Annotated in this window: 13 protein-coding genes; 4 read left to right on the top strand and 9 right to left on the bottom strand. The window is 67.9% G+C overall.

Translation table 11 applies throughout. From position 1 onward, the window contains the following. Positions 1-111: 111 nt before the first annotated feature. From ACFFGH_RS18605 to fucP, 3 genes are all read right to left on the bottom strand, one after another. Entirely contained in the window at positions 112-2697 is a 2586-nt protein-coding gene (locus ACFFGH_RS18605; protein ID WP_386671000.1) for a glycoside hydrolase family 3 protein, read from the bottom strand. Positions 2698-2924: 227 nt separating this feature from the next. Further along, positions 2925-4280: a glycoside hydrolase family 2 TIM barrel-domain containing protein gene (locus ACFFGH_RS18610; RefSeq protein ID WP_386671002.1), complete on the bottom strand. Its 1356-nt coding sequence runs from the start codon at positions 4278-4280 to the stop codon at positions 2925-2927. Then, positions 4273-5559, bottom strand: a complete 1287-nt coding sequence (fucP, locus tag ACFFGH_RS18615) for an L-fucose:H+ symporter permease (protein WP_386671004.1) — start codon at positions 5557-5559, stop codon at positions 4273-4275. The genes ACFFGH_RS18610 and fucP overlap by 8 nt, the downstream gene beginning before the upstream one ends. A 226-nt stretch (positions 5560-5785) precedes the next feature. Here fucP and ACFFGH_RS18620 point away from each other — a divergent pair, with 226 nt between their 5' ends. Then, the gene (locus ACFFGH_RS18620) at positions 5786-6799 is read left to right on the top strand and encodes a LacI family DNA-binding transcriptional regulator (RefSeq protein WP_386671006.1); all 1014 of its coding nucleotides are present in this window, start codon (positions 5786-5788) and stop codon (positions 6797-6799) included. Positions 6800-7034: 235 nt separating this feature from the next. Here the strand turns inward: ACFFGH_RS18620 and ACFFGH_RS18625 are convergent, their stop codons facing one another. From ACFFGH_RS18625 to ocd, 3 genes are all read right to left on the bottom strand, one after another. Continuing rightward, positions 7035-9536, bottom strand: coding sequence for a hybrid sensor histidine kinase/response regulator (locus ACFFGH_RS18625; RefSeq protein ID WP_386671008.1), 2502 nt, complete (start codon positions 9534-9536; stop codon positions 7035-7037). Positions 9537-9766: 230 nt separating this feature from the next. Continuing rightward, positions 9767-10042: a hypothetical protein gene (locus ACFFGH_RS18630; protein ID WP_386671010.1), complete on the bottom strand. Its 276-nt coding sequence runs from the start codon at positions 10040-10042 to the stop codon at positions 9767-9769. 707 nt (positions 10043-10749) lie between these two features. Next, positions 10750-11793, bottom strand: coding sequence for an ornithine cyclodeaminase (ocd, locus tag ACFFGH_RS18635; protein WP_386671012.1), 1044 nt, complete (start codon positions 11791-11793; stop codon positions 10750-10752). 8 nt (positions 11794-11801) lie between these two features. Between ocd and ACFFGH_RS18640 the strand changes: the two genes are divergently transcribed. Together ACFFGH_RS18640 and ACFFGH_RS18645 are read left to right on the top strand one after the other, a co-directional pair. Beyond that, a complete protein-coding gene (locus tag ACFFGH_RS18640; protein WP_386671014.1) occupies positions 11802-12344 on the top strand; it encodes an Lrp/AsnC family transcriptional regulator in 543 nt (180 codons plus the stop codon). A 402-nt stretch (positions 12345-12746) separates the two neighbouring features. Then, the gene (locus ACFFGH_RS18645) at positions 12747-13577 is read left to right on the top strand and encodes a hypothetical protein (protein ID WP_386671016.1); all 831 of its coding nucleotides are present in this window, start codon (positions 12747-12749) and stop codon (positions 13575-13577) included. Positions 13578-13589: 12 nt separating this feature from the next. Here the strand turns inward: ACFFGH_RS18645 and purD are convergent, their stop codons facing one another. Beyond that, entirely contained in the window at positions 13590-14888 is a 1299-nt protein-coding gene (gene purD / locus ACFFGH_RS18650) for a phosphoribosylamine--glycine ligase (RefSeq protein ID WP_386671018.1), read from the bottom strand. 104 nt (positions 14889-14992) lie between these two features. Here purD and ACFFGH_RS18655 point away from each other — a divergent pair, with 104 nt between their 5' ends. After that, a complete protein-coding gene (locus ACFFGH_RS18655; protein WP_386671020.1) occupies positions 14993-16429 on the top strand; it encodes an alanine/glycine:cation symporter family protein in 1437 nt (478 codons plus the stop codon). A gap of 68 nt (positions 16430-16497) precedes the next feature. Here the strand turns inward: ACFFGH_RS18655 and ACFFGH_RS18660 are convergent, their stop codons facing one another. Then, positions 16498-17559 carry a calcium/sodium antiporter gene (locus ACFFGH_RS18660; RefSeq protein WP_386671022.1) on the bottom strand — a complete coding sequence of 354 codons (1062 nt, stop codon included), beginning with the start codon at positions 17557-17559 and terminating at the stop codon, positions 16498-16500. Between the two features lies 1 nt (position 17560). Continuing rightward, on the bottom strand, positions 17561-19162 hold the full coding sequence (purH, locus tag ACFFGH_RS18665; protein ID WP_386671293.1) for a bifunctional phosphoribosylaminoimidazolecarboxamide formyltransferase/IMP cyclohydrolase: 1602 nt from the start codon (positions 19160-19162) through the stop codon (positions 17561-17563). Positions 19163-19232: the final 70 nt, after the last annotated feature.

The following is a 19232-nucleotide window of genomic DNA, read 5'->3' on the forward strand; positions in this document are numbered from 1 at the left end:
ACGGGAGATTCCACGTGCATATGACAGCGTTGTCAACTAAAGACGACAGTGGGCACGCAGACGCAGCGGATTAAAGGGCTTGTGCGGAAAATATGCTGCGGTGCAGCGGCCTCAGGGGCCGCTGCAGGTCACGGTGTGGTCCGCTTCGGTGCCGAGCGCGATGCGCGACACCGAAAGATCGAGCGGTGTTTTCGGGCTGACGCGGAACATCTCGGTGACCCGGCTCAGGTCGGCGCCGGAGCGGCCGAAGCACGCAAGCGGGATCGCCACGCTGACCCACTTGGAAGCAGGGATCTTCGCGAGCGTCGGCGCAAGATCCACGCGTCCCGCGCAGCCCTTGCCGCAGCCGACTTCGACCGGCACCGGACCGTTTGCCGGGGCGTTGAGCCTGAGCGTGGCGACCAGCGAGGCGCCTGCATTGCTTTCGCGGGTGAGGTCGACCGGTTCGTCGGCCTGGAGCCAGAGCGTGCCCGGTCCCTTGCCACTCCACTGGACGCGCCGCGCATCCTCCTGCGCCTCGTGATCGGTCGCGCGCACCGATACGTGGCGAGCGAGCTCGCCGGTCGGAAGCGACGTGACGGCACGGCCCGCGGCGTCGCCGTCGGCAACCGTGAGCGTCCAGCCCGGCGCCACTGCGCCGCGGGCGAAGTAAAGGCCCGGCTCACCGCCACCGTGGCGAAGTCCGGACTCCTCGGGCAACGGTGCCAGCTCGCCCGGCTTGCCGTAGCTCAGGCCGTAGCCGACCGGGAACTGCGGGTCGTAGCCGGTGTCGCCGACGTTGAGCGGCGTCTGCACCGCAGTCTTCGGCCAGGAGAAAGGCAGCCTGCCGGTGAAGTCGTGCGCGACCTTGCCGTCCTTGGCGGCGAACAGCACATCGGCGACGCCGGCGCCTTCCGAGCCCGGCAGCCACGCCGCGACGAACGCATCGGCCGCGTTGATCTCGCGGTTGACCCACATCGGGCGGCCCGACAGGAACACGGCCACGACCGGCACGCCTTCGCTCTTGAGTCGGCGAATCAGCGCGAGGTCGCGCTCCTTGCCCGGCTGGTACGCCAGGTTCGGAACGTCGCCGATGAACTCGGCGTAGGGCTCTTCGCCGAACACGACGATCGCCGCGTCCGGGCGCTGCTTGTATTCGCCCGTCACCGACAGTTCGGCCTCGCCGCCTGCCGCGTTGACGGTCGACTCGATGCCTTCCCAGATCGAGGTCGCGTTTGGAAAATCCTCGCGTTTGGTGCCGGTGCCCTGCCAGCTCAGCGTCCAGCCACCGGCCTGCTTGCCGACGTTCTCGGCGCCATCGCCGGCGACGAGGATGCGCGCGTCCGGCTTGAGCGGCAGCACCGATCCGTTGTTCTTGAGCAGCACCAGCGACCGTCGCACGGCCTCGCGCGCGAGCGCGCGGTGCTCCTTGCTGCCCAGATGCTCGAAGTCGCCACCGAGCGGGCGCTCGGAAGGCACTCCCGCATCGAACAGGCCCAGACGCAGCTTGACACGCAGGATGCGCGCGACCGCGTCGTCGAGGCGCTGCATCGGGATCTCGCCCGACCGCACCTGGGCCACGGTGTTCTCATAGACGCCCTTCCAGCTGTCCGGCGCCATGTACATGTCCAGCCCGGCGAGCAGGGCGGCGGGGCAGCTTTCGTTCGTGCAGCCGGGCACTTCTCCGTGGCCATTCCAGTCGCCGACCACGAAGCCGTCGAAGCCCATGCGCTCCTTGAGTACGTCGGTCAGAAGGCTGCGGTTGCCGTGCATCTTCTGGCCGTTCCAGCTCGAGAACGAGGCCATGACCGTCTGCGTACCGGCCTTGAGCGCGGCGATGTGGCCGGCGCCGTGGACGTCACGCAGCTCGGTCTCGCTGACGCGCGTGTCGCCCTTGTCCTTGCCTTCGAACGTACCGCCGTCACCGATGTAGTGCTTGGCCGAGGCGACGACCTGGCCGGGGCCGAGGAATTCCTTCGAGCCGACCTTGCCCTGCAGCCCTTCGACGATCGCGGTGGCGTAGCGAGCGACCAGTTGCGGGTCTTCGGAATAACCTTCGTAGGTGCGGCCCCAGCGGTCATCGCGGGGCACGGTCACGGTCGGGGCGAATGTCCATTCGAACCCGGTGGTGCGAAGCTCGGTCGCCGTGGCCTGGGCGATACGCCGCACCAGCTCCGGATCATTGGCGGCGCCCAGGCCGATGTTGTGCGGGAACAGCGTTGCGCCGACGACGTTGTTGTGGCCGTGCACGGCGTCGATGCCGAGCAGCACCGGGATCGGCTTGCGACCGCCGCCGGTGTCCATCGATGCGCGATACAGCGCGTCGGCGAGCGCGAGCCACTCGGGGCCCGTCGCGTTGTAGCGGCCACCGGGGTCGGAATTGCCACCGGCCAGCACGGAGCCGAGCCGGTACTTGCGCACGTCCTCCGGCGTGAGGCTGCCCAGGTCGCCCTGCACGATCTGTCCGACCTTGTCCTCCACGCTCATCTGCGCGAGCAGTTCCTGGATGCGCGCTTCGAGGCGGGCGTCGCGTTTGATCGGCGACTGCATTTGCGGCCACAGGGCCGGGTTGGCGACCGAGCTCGCCGGCGTGCCGGACGCTGGCGCGCCGGTGGTCTGCGCCGAAACCGCCGGCAGGCAGGCCGCGAGGCACAGCGCCAACAGGCGCCGGCGCACCTGTGGGGAACGACGGGGTGTCACCGGGAACATCGAGGGCATGGGCAATTCTCCTGGCCGGCCGGAACGGCGTTTGCCGCCCGGTCGGGGCGCTGTAGTGCGGGTGGTACTGGAACCGCATTTGACAGCGTTGTCAATTCTGGCGGGACCACAGTAGCCAAACGCTGCAACGACGCCGTGAAATGGTGCGTCGCGGCAAATGCAGTGCGACGCGCTGATCGAAAAGACGGCGGCGGAAAGCCCTCAACGCGGATGACACCAGCCGCCGGTCATGGCGATTGAGGCGCTGGGCTCACCTGGAACGGGACATTCGCATAGCCGGCATTGCCATGGCCGTCGTGGACTTCGACGAACAGGCGGTACGCGCCAGGCTGGCTCGGCGAATCGAAGTGGACCTCGCCATTGCCGGTTTCGGACAGCCGCGCCGGGATCGTCGGGGGCACGGCTTCGGGATCGCCGCCGATCGACTTGGCGGTGCTCTCGGCCAGCACTTTCCAGCGATATGCCAACCGGTCGCCGTCCGGGTCCTTCGCGGTGACCCGCGCCGTGTAAGCGCGATCCGGGGTCAGCCTGATGTTGTCGGTGGCGCGCTGACCGTCGATTTCGATCGGCGTGATCGACGGGCTGCGGTTGTCCGGCCAGCGACCGGTCCAGACGCGCTGCATTGCGTCGACGCTCGGCGTCGATTCGCCCGACGGCAGAAACAGCCCGTACCAGGTCGGCGTGCGTTCCTGCTTGCTGCCCCACAGGAAGACAAACGATCCCAGGCCCTGGCGATGGTCGGTATCGATGTACTGCCTGTAACGCTGCTCGAGCAACCCGGCCTTGGTGCTGCTGTCGTCTTCGATCGGCGCGCCCCACGCGGTGCTAGGGCTTTCCCAGTGGCCGGTCGGGCCCCATTCGGTCACCAGGTACGGGCCGGTCCATCCGCTCTCGCGCAGTTTTTCCGGCAACTGGGCGATGTCGCCGTAGATCTGGATGCCGATCAGGTCCAGCGAATCGGCGCGGGCTTTCACCTGCTCGATCAACGGCCGGTCGATGCCGGCCAGCGTGGTCATGACCGGATGGTTCGGGTCGACCTCGTGGATCATTTCGGCGATCTGGTCGACCGCATCCCACACCGCCGGATTGGTCGCCTCGAGGTTCAGTTCGTTGCCGACCACCCACATCAGCAGGGCGGGGTGGTCCTTGTATTGGGCGACCTCGCCGCGGATGCGCGCGACTTCCGCGGCAACCGCCGCCTTGTCGTTGAAGTCGAAGCCGTGGCGCTCGCCGCGTAACTGCAGGCCCAGTGCGACGAACAGGCCGTTACGCTGGGCCCGGTCGAGCAGCGCGCGGCCGGACTCGCGCGGCGTGCCCGGGCGCCAGGTGCGGAACGCGTTGCCGCCCCGGGCTGCAAGCTCCTCCTGGCTGCCGCTTTCCAGGCCTGCGCCCTTGACCCGGAATGGCGCGCCGTTGACGAGCAACCGGTAGCGACCGTCCTCCTCGACGATCTCGACTTTCGAAGGGCCGTGCGCCTGCGGCCGCGGAACGGGGCCCTGCGCGCAGCCGGCCAATGGAAGTCCGAGCGCGAGAATCGCTGCGATGCGGCAAAGCGCGCCGCCGAGGATGCGTGGCTCAGTCATACAGACGCGCGTACTTCGCGCCGAAGAAGAGGATGAACGCGTAGCAGGCCATGGGCACGTAGAACGACGGCTGGATGCCGACCTGGTCGGCCACGAAGCCCTGCACGAACGGAATGATCGCGCCGCCGACGATCGCCATGCACAGGATGCCGGAGCCCCGACCGGTCAGGTCGCCGAGTCGGTGCAGCGCCATGCTGAAGATCGTCGGGAACATGATCGAGTTGAAGAGGCCAACCGCGAGGATCGACCACATCGCGAAGCGGCCTTCACCGAGGATCGCCGCCAGCACCAGTGCCATCGACATCGTGGCGCAGAACGCGAGAGTCACGCCGGGGCTCACGTAGCGCATGACCGCGAAGCCGATGAAGCGGCCCACCATCGCGAGCCCCCAGTAATAGCTGACGTAGGTGGCCGCCGTCGCATGGGGCAGGCCGGCGATGTTGCGCTCACCCATGAAGTTGATGAGGAAGCTGCCGATGCTGACCTCGGCACCCACGTACAGGAAGATCGCGATCGTGCCGTAGAACAGGTTGCGGTGGCGGAAGATCGACTGGCTCGGCGCCGTGGCAGCCATGCCGACCGCGTCTTCCGCATGGCTGATCTGCGGCAGGCGCACCATCGCGAAGACAACCGCGAGCAGCAGCAGCGCGAGCGCGAGTACCGCATAGGGGCCCTGCACGGTGGCCGCTTCGGTCGCCCGGTAGGCCGCCTGCTGCACCTCGGTCATTGCGGCCAGTTGTTCCGTGCTTGCCGGCGCCACGCTGGACAGGATCAGGATGCCGCCGAACAGCGGGCCGACCGTGGTGCCCAGCGAATTGAACGCCTGGGTCAGGGTGAGCCGGCTCGATGCCGTCTTCGGGCTGCCGAGCGCAGTGACGTAAGGGTTCGCGGCCACCTGCAGGATCGTGATGCCCGAAGCCAGCACGAAGAACGCCAGCAGGAACAACGCGTAGCCGCTTTCGGCGGCCGGGTAGAACATCGCGCAGCCGGCCGCGGCGATCGCCAGCCCGGTCACTGCACCTTTCTGGTAACCGATGCGGCGGATCAGCATGCCGGCGGGCAGCGAGACGATGAAGTACGCACCGAAGAAGCAGAACTGCACCAGCATCGCCTGCACGTAGGTCAGCGTGTAGATCGACTTCAGGTGCGGAATCAGCACGTCGTTGAGCGACGTCAGCAGCCCCCACATGAAGAACAGCAGAGTCACCACGATCAGCGGGCGGGTGTAGTCGCCGGCTTCGACTGCGTGGACGGGAGTACTGCTCGAATACGTCGCCATATCAGCTGTCCGGGCTTGGTTTGGCCCGAGTCTGCCGCAAAATCGAAGCGGATGATAGCGCTGTCATTTTCGCCTACCATTGCCACGTACCCGCATGACAGGGCCGGCCGGGGTCGCCGCGTCCTGCCGTCAACGACGCCTTGCGCAGTGGCCGGTTAAGGTGGGCCGACCGCGCGCAGGGCGCCGCACCGAGTTGCGGAATCAATCGCGCCTATCCGGAGTGAGCATGGCATCGAGAGTGCGTATCGAGGACGTGGCCGAGGCGGCGGGCGTGTCGATGAAGACCGTATCGCGCGTGCTCAACCGCGAACCGAACGTGCGCGAGCAGACGCGCGAACGCGTGCTCGAAGCGGTGGAGAAGCTGCGCTATATCCCGCATATCTCGGCACGCAGCCTCGCCGGCAACCGGTCGTTCCTGATCGCGCTGCTGTACAACAACCCGTCGGACAACTACCTGATGGGCATCATGTCCGGCGTGCTCGCGGCCTGCGAGCAGCAGCAGTACAACATGATGCTCGGGCCGCTGGAGTGGGACAGCCGGCGCATGGTCACGCAGTTCGACGAGCTCATCGGCCGCTCGCGCCCGGACGGCGTGGTGCTGACGCCGCCGGTCACCGATGCGCCCGCATTGCTTGCGCGCCTGGCCGAACTCGAAATCCCGTTCGCGAGCATCTCGCCGAAGATCCGCAAGGACGTGGTCGGTGTCGGCATGGATGAAAAACAGGCCGCGTTCGACATGGTCTCGCACCTGGTGTCGCTGGGGCACCGGCGTATCGCGCATATTTCGGGCCACCCGGCGCATGGCGCGACCAAGTGGCGCATCGCCGGCTACCAGCAGGGCCTGAAGCAGGCGCGCCTGGAATACGACCCGACGCTGGTGGTGCCCGGCCAGTTCTCGTTCGACTCCGGTGTCGAAGCTGCGCGCGCACTGCTCGGCCTCAAGCAGCGCCCGACGGCGGTGTTTGCCGCGAATGACGATATGGCGGCCGGCGTCGTCGCGGTCGCATTGGAGCGTGGCCTGCGCGTGCCCGAGGACCTGTCGGTCGGCGGCTTCGACGATATACCGCTGTCCAGCCAGACGTTCCCGCCGCTGACCACGGTGCACCAGCCGGTCCGCGACATGGGGCGGCTCGCGACGCTCGAACTGCTGGCCGATATCCAGCGCCCCGGCACGGGTCGGATGCTGCATGTGCCGCACACGCTGCAGCTCAGGCGCTCGACGGGGCCGGCGCCGGCCTAGGCGGTAATGCGGGCGGGTCAGCGTAGCGGGGCAGTGGTCGGTCCGGTGGCGACGGCGAACGTTCCGTGGGGGCGTGATGTCTTGTCGCGAAATCCGGGCGCGTCATTCGGCCGCGCAATCGCCTGCGGCATGCGCGGTTGATGGGCCCGCCGCTGGGACGTATCAACCGCGCGCTATCGCAGAGGCAAAAGACCCGCGGTGCCCCGCGCCGGTACTGGCGCACACCGGCTCTGCCTCAGGCGGGCGCCCGCAGCAGATCGAGCAACTCGGCCGAGTCGACCGGTTTGACGAGGTGGTGGTCGAACCCGGCAGCACGCGATAACTCCCGGTCCTGCGACTGGCCGTAGCCGGTCGCGGCGATGAACACCGCGTCGCCCGCGCCCTGTGCCCGCAGCGAGCCCGCAAGCTCGTAGCCGGTCATGTCCGGCAGGCCGACGTCGAGGATGTACGCGTCGAACGCATGCGCCCGCCCCAGTTCCAGTGCCTGGCGGCCGGTATGCGCGACCAGCGCATCGTGGCCCTGCAGTCGCAGCAGGTCGGCCATCGTCGTGGCCGCATCCTCGTTGTCGTCGACGATGAGTACCTGCAATCCGTGCACCGGCACCGCACCGGTCGGCGCGTGCGTGGCGGGCGCTGGTTCGATCTCCGCCGTGTGCAACGGAAGCGACACCAAGAACGTGCTGCCACAGCCCGGCCCCGAGCTGGCCGCCGTGACGCTGCCGCCATGCAGCTGCACGATGCTTCTGACCAGCGACAGGCCGATGCCCAGGCCACCCTGCGAGCGGTCGGGTGTGCGCTCGGCCTGGGTGAACAGATCGAAGATCACCGGCAGCAGCGAAGGCGCAATGCCACTGCCGTTATCCGAAACCTGGACCTGCACCGCATCACCACGCAGCCCGACGTCAAGCCCGATACGACCACCCTTGGGCGTGTATTTCGCCGCATTGTTGAGCAGGTTCGCGATCACCTGGATCAGCCGCGTGCGGTCGCCGAGCACCGGCAGCGTGTCGGCGCCCGTCTGCACCTCAAGTGCGTGCCCGCGCGATTCGATCAGCGGACGCGTCTGCTCGACCGCGGCGGCCACCACCGTCCGCAGATCCAGCGGCACGCGATCGAGTTTTACGAGGCCGCGGGTCACGCGCGACACGTCCAGCAGGTCGTCGACCAGATCGGTGATGTGACTGACCTGCCGCATGATGATCTGGCTCGACGTTCGCACGCGATCGTGGTCGTCGGGCGCCATCTGCAGCAGTTGTGCGGCCGTGCCGATCGGCGCGAGCGGGTTGCGCAGCTCGTGCGCGAGCATCGCCAGGAATTCGTCCTTGCGTCGGCTCGCGTTGCGCAGCTCCTGCTCGGCCAGCTTGCGCGCGGTGATGTCCATGACGATGCCGGCCATGCGGCTTGGCCGGCCATCGATGTCGTAGACCGTGCCGTGTGCGCCGATCCAGTGCAGCGATCCGTCCGGCCAGATCACCCGGCATTCGAAATCCCACTCGTCGACGCGGTCCAGCGCGTTGTGGAACGCCTGCGCGACGAACTCGCGGTCCTCGGGATGCACATGCTGGATGAACTTCTCGAAGCCCCAGTCCGGGATCGGCTTGTCGTATCCGAAACACTGATCGTGGCGCAGCGAGCGGTGGGACTCGTCGGTGGTTAGGTCCAGGTCCCACTCGCCGAGCTGCGCCGCGTCCAGGCTCAGCTGCAGACGCTCGGCCACGTGCAGTGCATCGCGCCGCGCGCGTTCGAGCTCGGCCGTGCGCTCAGCCACGCGCACCTCGAGTGTTTCGGTCAGGCGCCTGAGTTCGACGACCCCGAGGAGCTGGCGGATCGCGGCGGTCGCGCGCCGCGCGACTTCGCGCACGAAATCGATGTCGTCCGCGGCACGCGCCTGCGGGCAGATGAAGGCCAGTGCCGAGGTCGATCCACCCGGCGGCGTCACGGACACCGCGAGCAGCACGTCATCAGGTCCCACGTCATCCGGCCCTGCGACGAGGCCCGACGCGGGCGACTGCACGACATCGTGGCTGATCGACAGTGTGCGCAGTGCTTCTGGAAGCGCCGCGCTGTCCAGCGACTGCGGCAGCCGACCTGTGCCGACCACTTCGTTCACCGACCAGTCCTGGCCGTGCTCGCAGCCGGGCTGGAGGATGAAGGCATCGCCGGCTTCCAGATAGGTCGCCAGCAACCGGGTGGCCGCGCACAGCACGTCGTCGGGCTGCTCCAGCTGCTCGAGCTGGTCTGAAAAATCCAGCAACAGCGACTGCCGCCGCTCGATCAGCACCCGGCTCGTGGTTTCCAGCACGCTGCTGTACATGCCGCACAGGGACCGGTCCTCGTTGCGCGCGGGGGCGAAGAAGAACGTGAACCACGCGCGCGTCAGCCGGCCGCCGCGCTGGATCGCCAGGGGCACGTCCTGCAGGTGCAGCGCCTCGCCGGCGCGTGCACGGTCGACCAGCGGGCCGATGTCGTCCCAGATTTCCGCCCACACCTGATCAAGCTTCTGTCCGAACGCCGCAGGATGCTTCTCGCCAAGAAACTGCACATAGGCTTCGTTGTAGAGCAGGCGGCGCTCGTCTCCCCACACCAGCGACATCGGCTGCTGCGTGTCGAGCATCATCCCGAACATCATCCGCAGCGCCGTCGGCCACTGCGCCGGGCGGCCAAGGCCGGGCACCTCGAAGCCGGTCGCGTCGACGACGGCCTGGACGGTGACGGGCGCGGAAGGGGGCGTGGGCATTCAAACCTCCGGATCGGCCCGCGAATGATTGCAGACTGCCGGGCCAGAACCTGTCGTCGTCGTGGCACTGCGGTGTTAAGCAGGCTTGCGGCTGGCCGCGACGCTTGCCGCGGCGCTGGTTGGCGATCGACCGTGGCCATCGCTCGGGTGCGACGAGCCGCATAGCGGCGCTCGCGCTGACGCGCTCTCTTTTACCGCGACGCTGAAGCGCCTGCGGGTGAGGCGGACTATCAGCCCGACGCGCGGTTCGCCTGCTCCGGCCATGCATTGCGGCGACCGCGCGCCGGCATGAAGGCTGCAGGCGTGGTCGGGGCGGCCACGATGCGCAACTGCCCCGCAAGCGCTGTAAGTCGCGCTCTTGCATACGCAGCCAGCAGCGGGTCGGTGCGCGATGCGATCTCCGCGCCGAGCTCATCGAACCAGTCTGAAATCGCCGGGTGTGCCTGCGTACCGTCGCCGCCGAATGTTCCCGCCGCTGCGGACGAGCGCGCGCGCCTTACGCGCATGGCCAGGCGTGCAAGTTCAAGCTCCAACTGACCGCGAGAGCGGATCAGGTCAGTGGACAACGGAATGCAGGTATTCACGGGCAACCTCGGGCGAGCCTGCACATACGCTAGAGCCAGCGTTGTCGCCGCCTTGTGAGGTTGTGCGAGCCGCCAAGCCAGGTGCGTGCGCTGCCGCAGCCCTGGTCGGGCTCGGCGTCCTCTGTCGCGCGGCGTCGCGCGCGATCGGGCAGGTGCGTGCCGCTCGCGCCCGCGCGCAGGCAGCAGCTCCGCAGCCGGCCCATCGCGCCCGGTCGCGCTTCGTGAGCAGAAAGTGAAGGTCCGTGAAGACGGCAAGCGCTACCGTTCGCGCCTGCACTCCCGCCCGCGCTGCCGGCCGGGCCGTGACCGCACTCTCACCAGGTAGTCGCTTCACCGATGAACACGCCGCCGACCTCCAGCGCTCCGCCGTCCGTGGCCACGTCAGCCGCTGATGCACGACCGGGACGCCCCTCATGCGGCGCACAGCGCGTCCATGCGCTGCGGCTCACAGAGGCGGAGATCGAACTGCTGCGTCGCGAATTCGCGGCCTCGCCGATGTGGCGGGATATTTTCCGCGTCGAGCCCGCAGCTGCCGCCTGATCGGCGAACGCAGCAACCGGCCGTAGGAACAACCGGCGCATCGGCACCGGCCGTGCAGGCACGGTCCGGGCCGAACCCGCGTCGGCCGCTTACGCCGCCTTGCGCAGCGCCTCGCGCCCCATCAGGTGACCGAACAGATCCTTCGGGTCTTCCATGCGCGGCACGAGGTCGATCGTGCGGCCCAGGCCGAGTTCCGCCGCGCAATCGCGAAGCAGGCGCAGCGCGGAATAGTCCTCCAGCGCAAAACCCACCGAGTCGAACACGGTGATCTCGTCGTTGCCCGTGCGGCCTTCGGCTTCTCCACCCAGCACGCGCCACAGCTCGGTCACGTGGAAGTCGGCCGGCATCTGCTGCAGCTCGCCTTCGATGCGGCTCTGCGGTTCGAATTCGACGAACACCTTCGCACGCTCCAGCACCTGCGCATCGAGCTCGGTCTTGCCGGGGCAGTCGCCACCGACCGCGTTGAGGTGCATGCCGGGTTCGAGCATGTCCGCGCTGACGATGATCGCGTTCGCCTTGTCGGCGGTAACCGTGGTCACGATGTCCGCGCCGCGTACCGCCTCGCGCGTGCTCGCGCAGCGCACGACGCGCAGCGTCGGCACCGCAGCGGCGAGGTTCGCGGCGAGCTTGTCGGTCGCGGCCTCATCGACGTCGTAAAGACGCACTTCCTCGATGCCGAGCAGCTCGTGGAACGCAAGCGCCTGGAACTCGCTCTGCGCGCCATTACCAATCAGCGCCATCGTCTTCGAATCCGCGCGCGCCAGCACCTTCGCCGCCATGACCGAGGTCGCCGCAGTCCGGATCGCGGTGGTGATCGTCAGTTCGCTGAGCACCGTCGGCAGGCCGGTGTCGACATCGGCCAGTGCGCCGAACGCCATCACCGTCGACAGGCCATGCTTCGTGTTGCCCGGGTGGCCGTTGACGAACTTGAAGCTGTATTCGCTCGCATCGGCGACCGGCATCAGCTCGATCACGCCGACGGGCGAATGCGCGGCGGTGCGTGCGGTCTTGTCGAACTCGTTCCAGCGGCGGAAATCGGCCTCGAGGTACGCGACGAGGCGACGGTGCAGTTCAGGCAGACCGTGGGCGGCGACGATCTTCGAGATGTCGTGGGTGGTGAGCAGCGTAGTCATGGGAGTCCTTGGCGGCCTGGTTCCTGGGGTCTCCATTGTCCAGTTGGCCATGTCAGCGCGAAACGGCAGACATGCGCAGCATTTGCCAGAATGCTGGCGATACGTCAGACGTGAATGGCAGATTGCTGCAGATGGACGAACTCGACCACCGCCTCGTCGCCGCGCTCCGCCACAACGCGCGTGCCGTGATCGCCGACCTGGCGCAGAGCCTCGGCGTATCGCGCGGCACCGTCACCAACCGCATGGCGAAGCTCGAACGCGACGGCGTGATTACCGGCTACACGGTGCGGTTGCGGCCGGACGCCGCGCCGGACGAGATCCGCGCCTGGACCGGCATCGCGGTCGAAGGCAACCAGCACGCGGTCGTGCGTGCACTGCTCGGCGAGCCGGGCGTCGCCGCGCTGCACGACACGAACGGCCGCTGGGACCTGCTCGCGGAATTGCGCGTCGCCGACCTCGACGCGCTATCGCGCACGCTCGAGCGGATCCGAGCCATCCCATGCGTGAGCGCGACGGAAACCAGCGTGCATCTGCGGACGTTTAGGGGGTAAGGCGCGGCGCCACCTTGTCGAGGCGCTGTTTCCGCATCAGGCAGGTCTTGCGCGTTAGTGCCGCGCCCGCTATGCCTCGCCAGGCTGCCTGGCTGTTGCGCAACGTTCTGCGTCATGCCACATGCGTTCCGCATGGGCGCGAGCTCGCTGCCGAAGGTTTTGTGGATCGCCGAATGAAATTGAGCCGGCGCGCAGCCATGGAATTCAGGAGCGTGGCGACGGGGGCCGAGCGCGGTTCCGCCCAGTCCGTGACGGGACGCTTCAGGCCTGCAAGGCACGTCCGATCGCTGCTTGTATGATCAGACGCAGCCGGACGCTTCGTTCGGCGCACGCACTCTCCATCGAGGTACTCCATTCACCGGAGCCACTTTGCGGCACGGATAACCCTGGGGTGAAGTAGCTATGAAAGGATTCGTACTATGGTCGGCCGTCCTGCTCTCCACTGTGGCTCCTGCGATGTCGGCGCCTGGATCCGATTCGGATCCGGGGGCGCGTATCGTGGCGCCGGCCGGGGTGGTCGTCGCGATGGAGCCGGCCAGTGGTGACCCCGTCCGGGCCGGGGCCACGGACGGGATCGACGTAGAAGTCGTACCAGGGCATTACTCGATCGCCTACCGCTGCCCGGCGACTAGCAATCAGCGCGTGTCGCGCCATTCGGTGACATTCGCACCAGGGCGGGTGTATCGCCTCTCCTGTCCGAGCAGCGGCGCCACGGTGCTGCGTATTTCCGAGCTGCCGGGTCGGTACATCAGCGTCCGCGCGCCTAAAGTCGCAGTGGCGAAGCCGAGCGCCCATGCTGCGCGCAGCGGTGACTCGGACGGCCCCGAGTCTTCTAGTCGCGCTGACCTGCCTCACTATCTCCGCAGTCTGAGTGATCCCCTGCCGCTGGCCGCGGCGCCGGATGTGATCGCGCGTGCCCTCAAACGTGCGAGTTGCGGGGAGACCGGTGGCGATGTGTCTGCGATCTCGATGTTCACCGGCCTTTCCTCACGTCCGAGCACCAGCGATGAGCTTCATGTCTCCAATGGCGTGCTCGGGGACGGCGCTCACTGGTTCGCACTGCAAAAGAAAGACGACGCGAGCTTCGCGTACTGCGGCATCGTGATGTCGCCGAGCGGCACCGGGTCGATGGTGTCCATGGCAGGCATCGCCGCGGAACACCAGGCCCGGGCGCTGGAGGCGGTGGCGTCCGGACGGTTTTTCTGCAAGTGCAGGTCGCTCGCCAAACGGTAGCCAGCGCGTTGCTCAGCCGCCCGCTGCCCGCTCGCGCTCGATCGCCCGCCAGCCGATGTCGTGCCGGTGGAACTCGCCGTGCCACGAGATCCCGGCAACCGCCGCGTACGCGCACTCCTGCGCCTGCGCGACGGTTTCGCCGAGTGCGCATACGCACAGCACGCGGCCGCCGCTGGTGACTGCGTGGCCTTCTTCGTCGAGCTTCGTGCCGGCGTGGAACACCTTGGTACCGGCGACCGGCGGGACGTCCCAGCTGCCCACGACATCGCCGGTGCGCGGCGTGCCCGGGTAGCCTTCGGCGGCCATCACGACGCCGAGCGAGCAGCGGCTGTCCCACTGCGCCTGCGTGCCCTCGAGTCGCCCATCGACGGCGGCTTCGATCAGATCGAGCAGGTCCGACTGCAGGCGCAGCATCACCGGCTGGGTTTCGGGATCGCCGAAGCGCACGTTGAATTCGATGACCTTCGGCGCGCCGCTGGCGTCGATCATCAGCCCCGCATACAGAAAGCCGGTGAACGGCACGCCGTCCTCTGCCATGCCGCGCACGGTCGGCTCGACGACCTCGCGCATGACGCGCGCGTGCACTTCAGGTGTGACCACGGGCGCCGGTGAGTACGCGCCCATGCCGCCGGTATTCGGGCCGGTGTCGCCGTCGCCGACGCGCTTGTGGTCCTGGCTGGTCGCCATCGGCAGTGCAGTCTTGCCGTCCACAATCGAGATGAAGCTGGCTTCCTCGCCGTCGAGGAACTCCTCGATGACCACGCGCGCGCCGGCTGCGCCGAACGCGTGACCGGCCAGCATGTCGGTGATTGCCGCTTCGGCCTCCTCGAGCGTCATCGCCACGATCACGCCCTTGCCTGCGGCGAGGCCATCGGCCTTGATCACGATCGGCGCGCCTTTTTCGCGCACGTAGTCGAGCGCGGCGTCGACGTCAGTGTGCACCGCGTAATGCGCGGTCGGGATGTTGTGGCGGGCGAGGAAATCCTTCGCGAACGCCTTGCTGCCCTCGAGCTGCGCGGCGGCCGCGGTCGGTCCGAAAATGCGCAGGCCTTCGGCGCGAAAACGATCGACGACGCCTGCGACCAGCGGCGCCTCGGGCCCGACCACGGTCAGCGCGACGTCCTCGCGGCGGACCAGCTCGAGCAGCGCCTCGATATCGGTCGCTCCCACCTCGACATTGCGGCAGCGCGACTCGCGCGCGGTGCCGGCGTTGCCGGGCGCGACGAGCACTTCGGTGATGCGCGGCGAGTGCGCGAGCTTCCAGGCGAGTGCGTGCTCACGGCCACCGGAACCGATAACGAGGATCTTCATTCGCGCTCCAGCGCAACGGACAGACCGTGCATTTTAGTAGAGCCGGGGGCGCGGCACCCGGCTGCTACCATCGCGGACCGTTCCACGCTCCAGGTACCGCCCGCATGCAATCCCCGCTGTCCGTGTTCGAAATGGTGCTCGCGCCGGTCATCGGCCTCATCAACCGGGTGCTCTGGGATTACGTGCTGGTCTACGGCCTGCTTGCGGTCGGCCTGTATTTTACGGTGCGCCTGGGCTTCATCCAGGTGCGGCGCTTTCCGCACATGCTGCGGATCATCAGGCCCGGTCAGGGTGGTGACGCGAGCGGCATTTCGCCGTTCCAGGCACTCGCGACCAGCCTGGCCTCCCGCGTGGGCACCGGCAATCTTGCCGGCGTGGCGATCGCGCTCAGTGTCGGTGGGCCGGGCGCGTTGTTCTGGATGTGGTGCACGGCCGCGGTCGGCATGGCGACCGCATATGCCGAAAGCGCGCTTGCGCAGCTCTACAAGGAGCGCGACGCCGAGGGCCAGTACCGCGGCGGGCCGGCGTACTACATGGCGCGCGGGCTCAAGAAGCGCTGGATGGGCACCGCATTCGCGCTGTCGCTGCTGCTGACCTACGGCGCGGTCTTCAGCAGCGTGCACGCGAACGCGATGGGGCAGGCGCTCGGCGAGGCATTCGGCCTGACGCCCGCGTTGGTGGCGATCGGCCTCGTCGTGCTGACCGCGGTCATCATTTTCGGCGGCCTGCGTCGCATCGCGCGCTTTGCCGAGTGGGTCGTGCCGTTCATGTCGGTCGGCTATTTGCTGCTCGCGCTGTGGGTGGTGGTTACCAACATCGCCGAGGTGCCGGACGTGCTGATGCTCGTGCTTCGCAGCGCGTTCGGCCTCGAAGCCGCGGCCGGCGGCGTGCTCGGCGGCATCACGGTTGCGATGCTGCAGGGCGTCAAGCGCGGGCTGTACTCGAACGAGGCCGGCATGGGCAGCGCACCGAACATCGCCGCCGCCGCGACGCCGGTGCCCCATCACCCGTCCAGCCAAGGCCTGGTGCAGTCGCTGGGCGTATTCATCGACACGCTGCTGATCTGCAGCGCGACGGGCTTCGTGATCCTGCTCTCGGGCGTGCTCGGCGGCGATGGCGACGGCGTGCTGCTGACCCAGCGCGCAATGGCGGTGTTCTTCGGCGATGCGGGCACGTACTTCGTCGCGATCGCGCTGTTCTTCTTCGCGTTCACGACGATCATCGGCAACTACTCCTACGCCGAGAACAACCTGCTCTACCTCGGCGGCGGCCGCATCGGCCTCATGGTGCTGCGCGTGGTCACGTTGTTCGTGATCGTATGGGGCGTGTATTCGAAGGTGCAGATGGTCTGGGATGCGGCCGATGCCGCGATGGCGATCATGTCGACGATCAACCTCGCCGCGCTGGTGATGCTGTCGGGCGTGGTGGTGAAGCTCACGCGCGACTACGACGCCCAGCTGCGCAGTGGCGGCTCGCCGGAGTTCCGTGCCGAGGCGTTTCCCGAGTTCGGTGACGGCGTGGACCGCGGGATCTGGAAGTAGCGCGCGCTGGTAGTGACGCAGTCGGGCCGGATCGGCCGGGCCGACCGCCGATCGAGGGACCAGTAAACCTAGCTGCGCGATCGACGGTTGCGCAGCGATCGCGCGGCCAGCACCGCGAGCGTGATCACCGTCAGCGGCACGACGAAGTTCAGCATCACGCGGCTGTAGGCGGGCAGTGCATCGTGGCCGGTCGCGTCGAGCAGCAGGTAGCCGGTGTACGCCGCGTAGTAGCCGAGAAACACCGCGCCCTCCCATCGCTGGATGCGCTGGCCGGTGAAGAAGATCGGCAGGCAGGCGACGGCGATCGCGATCATCACAGGCATGTCGAAGTTCACCGCGGCCGGCCCGACCGGAACGCCTGCGGGTGAGAACGCGGCGGTGAGGCCCAGCACCGCAAGCAGGTTCAGCACATTGCTGCCCACCACGTTGCCGACCGCGAGGTCCCGTTCGCCGCGAAGCGTGGCGATTACCGAGGTGGCAATCTCGGGCATCGACGTGCCGACCGCGACCACGGTCAGCCCGATCACCAGCTCGCTCATGCCCAGCGTCAGGGCGATCGCAACCGCGCCTTCGACCAGCCAGTGCGCGCCGGCGACCAGCAATGCAAGGCCGCCGACCACGAGCCCGATGTTGATCGTCCAAACCTTCGCGCCACGCGGTGCATCGGTCGAGGGCCCGTCCGCCGGCTCCATTCGGCCCAGCCGCAGTTGCGCGAACAGGTAGCCGGCGCCGAGCAGTGCAAGCACCGCGCCCTCGATGCGGCTGACCGCACCATCGAGCGCGAGCGCCAGCACGCCGATCGAGCAGGCGATCATTACCGGCACGTCGATGCGGACCAGCTGACGCCGCACGGCCAGCGGCGCGATCAACGCGCTGAGGCCGAGGATCAGCAGTACGTTCGTGATGTTGCTGCCGACGACGTTGCCGACCGCGATCCCGGGCGAGCCCCGGTGCACCGCCCCGAGGCCGACCGCGAGTTCCGGCGCGCTGGTGCCCACGCCGACCACGGTCAGCCCGATCACCAGCGGCGACAGCCCGGTTGCGAGCGCGAGCCTCGACGCACCGCGGACCAGCGCCTCGGCGCCGGCCAGCAGCGCGAGAAGGCCGCCGGCCAGCAGCAGCGCGGTCATCTCAATGGCGGAAGTGGCGGATGCCGGTGAACACCATCGCCAGGCCATGCTCGTCGGCCGCGGCGATCACTTCGGCATCGCGCATCGAGCCACCCGGCTGGATCACCGCCCTGATCCCGGCAGCCGCGGCGGCGTCGATGCCGTCGCGGAACGGGAAGAACGCATCGGACGCCATCGCCGAGCCCGGCACGACCAGGCCCGCTTCCTCGGCCTTGAGCGCGGCAATCTTCGCGCTGACCACGCGGCTCATCTGGCCCGCACCGACGCCGACCGTCCGGCCGCCCGCTGCGTAAACGATCGCGTTGGACTTGACGTACTTCGCCACACGCCAGGCGAACAGCAGATCGGCGAGCTGCGCTTCGGTCGGCGCGACTTTCGTGACGACCTTGAGTTCTTCGCGCGTCACTTCGCGGATGTCAGCGGTCTGCATCAGCAGGCCCGAGCCGACGCGCTTGACGTCGACGATGTTGCGGCCGTCGCCGTGCGGGATGCGCAGCACGCGTACGTTCGCCTTCTTCTTCGCATACGCGAGAGCGTCTTCGTCGTAGTCGGGTGCGATCAGCACTTCGACGAACTGACGGTCGAGGATCGTCTTCGTGGTCGCCGCATCGAGCTTGCGGTTGAACGCGATGATGCCGCCGAACGCGCTGGTCGGGTCGGTCGCATACGCAAGCTCGTACGCGGTCGCGTTGTCGGCGGCTTCGGCGACGCCGCACGGGTTGGCATGCTTGACGATCACGCATGCGGTGCGATCGAACTGGCGCACGCATTCCCAGGCCGCATCCGCGTCGGCGAGGTTGTTGTACGAAAGCTCCTTGCCCTGCAGCTGGTTGAACGTGGCAAGCGTGCCCGGCACCGGAAACAGGTCGCGGTAGAACGCGCCCTGCTGGTGCGGGTTTTCGCCGTAGCGCAGGTCCATGACCTTGATGAAGCTGCCATTGGCCTGATGCGGAAACATCGAGCGGCAGGCCACGCCGTTGTCGCCGACTTCGACGACCGAGGACAGGTAATCGCTGATGCATGCGTCGTACTGCGCGACGCGGTTGAACGCAGCGACCGACAGCTTGAAGCGCGTGGCGCCGCTGAGCGCACCATCGTTCGCGTCCAGTTCCTCGACCAGTGCCGCGTACTGCGAGGCATCGGTCGCGACCGCGACGCGCGCGAAGTTCTTCGCGGCCGAACGCAGCATCGCCGGGCCGCCGATGTCGATGTTCTCGATGATCTCGTCCATCGGCGTATGCGGATTGGCCGAGACCTGCTCGAACGGATAGAGATTCAGCACCAGCAGGTCGATCCTGCCGATGCCGTGCTGGGCCATCACCTCGTCGTCGATGCCGGCACGCCCGAGCAGGCCGCCATGCACGATCGGGTGCAGCGTCTTGACGCGTCCGTCCATCATTTCCGGAAAGCCGGTGACCTCGCTGACATCGCGAACCGGCAGCCCCGCGTCGCGGATCGCTTTCGCGGTGCCGCCGGTCGACAGCAGCTCGACGTCATGGCGGTGCAGCACGCGGGCGAGGTCGATCAGGCCGGTCTTGTCGGACACGGACAGCAGCGCGCGGCGGAGCTTCACCGGCGCGACGGACGAGGCGTCGAGGGTCATGGGTATCGAAGGCAGGCGGGGAGGGCGCGGATTATACGGCGCGGGTCCGGCGCGGCCTGCTTCGAGGGGG

The organism is Lysobacter korlensis (assembly GCF_042434515.1).

Excerpts from the sequence above, each read along its gene's own strand:
- ACFFGH_RS18605 (WP_386671000.1), bottom strand. The coding sequence starts at position 2,697 with ATGCCCTCGATGTTCCCGGTGACACCCCGTCGTTCCCCACAGGTGCGC.
- ACFFGH_RS18610 (WP_386671002.1), bottom strand. The coding sequence starts at position 4,280 with ATGACTGAGCCACGCATCCTCGGCGGCGCGCTTTGCCGCATCGCAGCG.
- fucP (WP_386671004.1), bottom strand. The coding sequence starts at position 5,559 with ATGGCGACGTATTCGAGCAGTACTCCCGTCCACGCAGTCGAAGCCGGC.
- ACFFGH_RS18620 (WP_386671006.1), top strand. The coding sequence starts at position 5,786 with ATGGCATCGAGAGTGCGTATCGAGGACGTGGCCGAGGCGGCGGGCGTG.
- ACFFGH_RS18625 (WP_386671008.1), bottom strand. The coding sequence starts at position 9,536 with ATGCCCACGCCCCCTTCCGCGCCCGTCACCGTCCAGGCCGTCGTCGAC.
- ACFFGH_RS18630 (WP_386671010.1), bottom strand. The coding sequence starts at position 10,042 with ATGCGCGTAAGGCGCGCGCGCTCGTCCGCAGCGGCGGGAACATTCGGC.
- ocd (WP_386671012.1), bottom strand. The coding sequence starts at position 11,793 with ATGACTACGCTGCTCACCACCCACGACATCTCGAAGATCGTCGCCGCC.
- ACFFGH_RS18645 (WP_386671016.1), top strand. The coding sequence starts at position 12,747 with ATGAAAGGATTCGTACTATGGTCGGCCGTCCTGCTCTCCACTGTGGCT.
- purD (WP_386671018.1), bottom strand. The coding sequence starts at position 14,888 with ATGAAGATCCTCGTTATCGGTTCCGGTGGCCGTGAGCACGCACTCGCC.
- ACFFGH_RS18655 (WP_386671020.1), top strand. The coding sequence starts at position 14,993 with ATGCAATCCCCGCTGTCCGTGTTCGAAATGGTGCTCGCGCCGGTCATC.
- ACFFGH_RS18660 (WP_386671022.1), bottom strand. The coding sequence starts at position 17,559 with ATGACCGCGCTGCTGCTGGCCGGCGGCCTTCTCGCGCTGCTGGCCGGC.
- purH (WP_386671293.1), bottom strand. The coding sequence starts at position 19,162 with ATGACCCTCGACGCCTCGTCCGTCGCGCCGGTGAAGCTCCGCCGCGCG.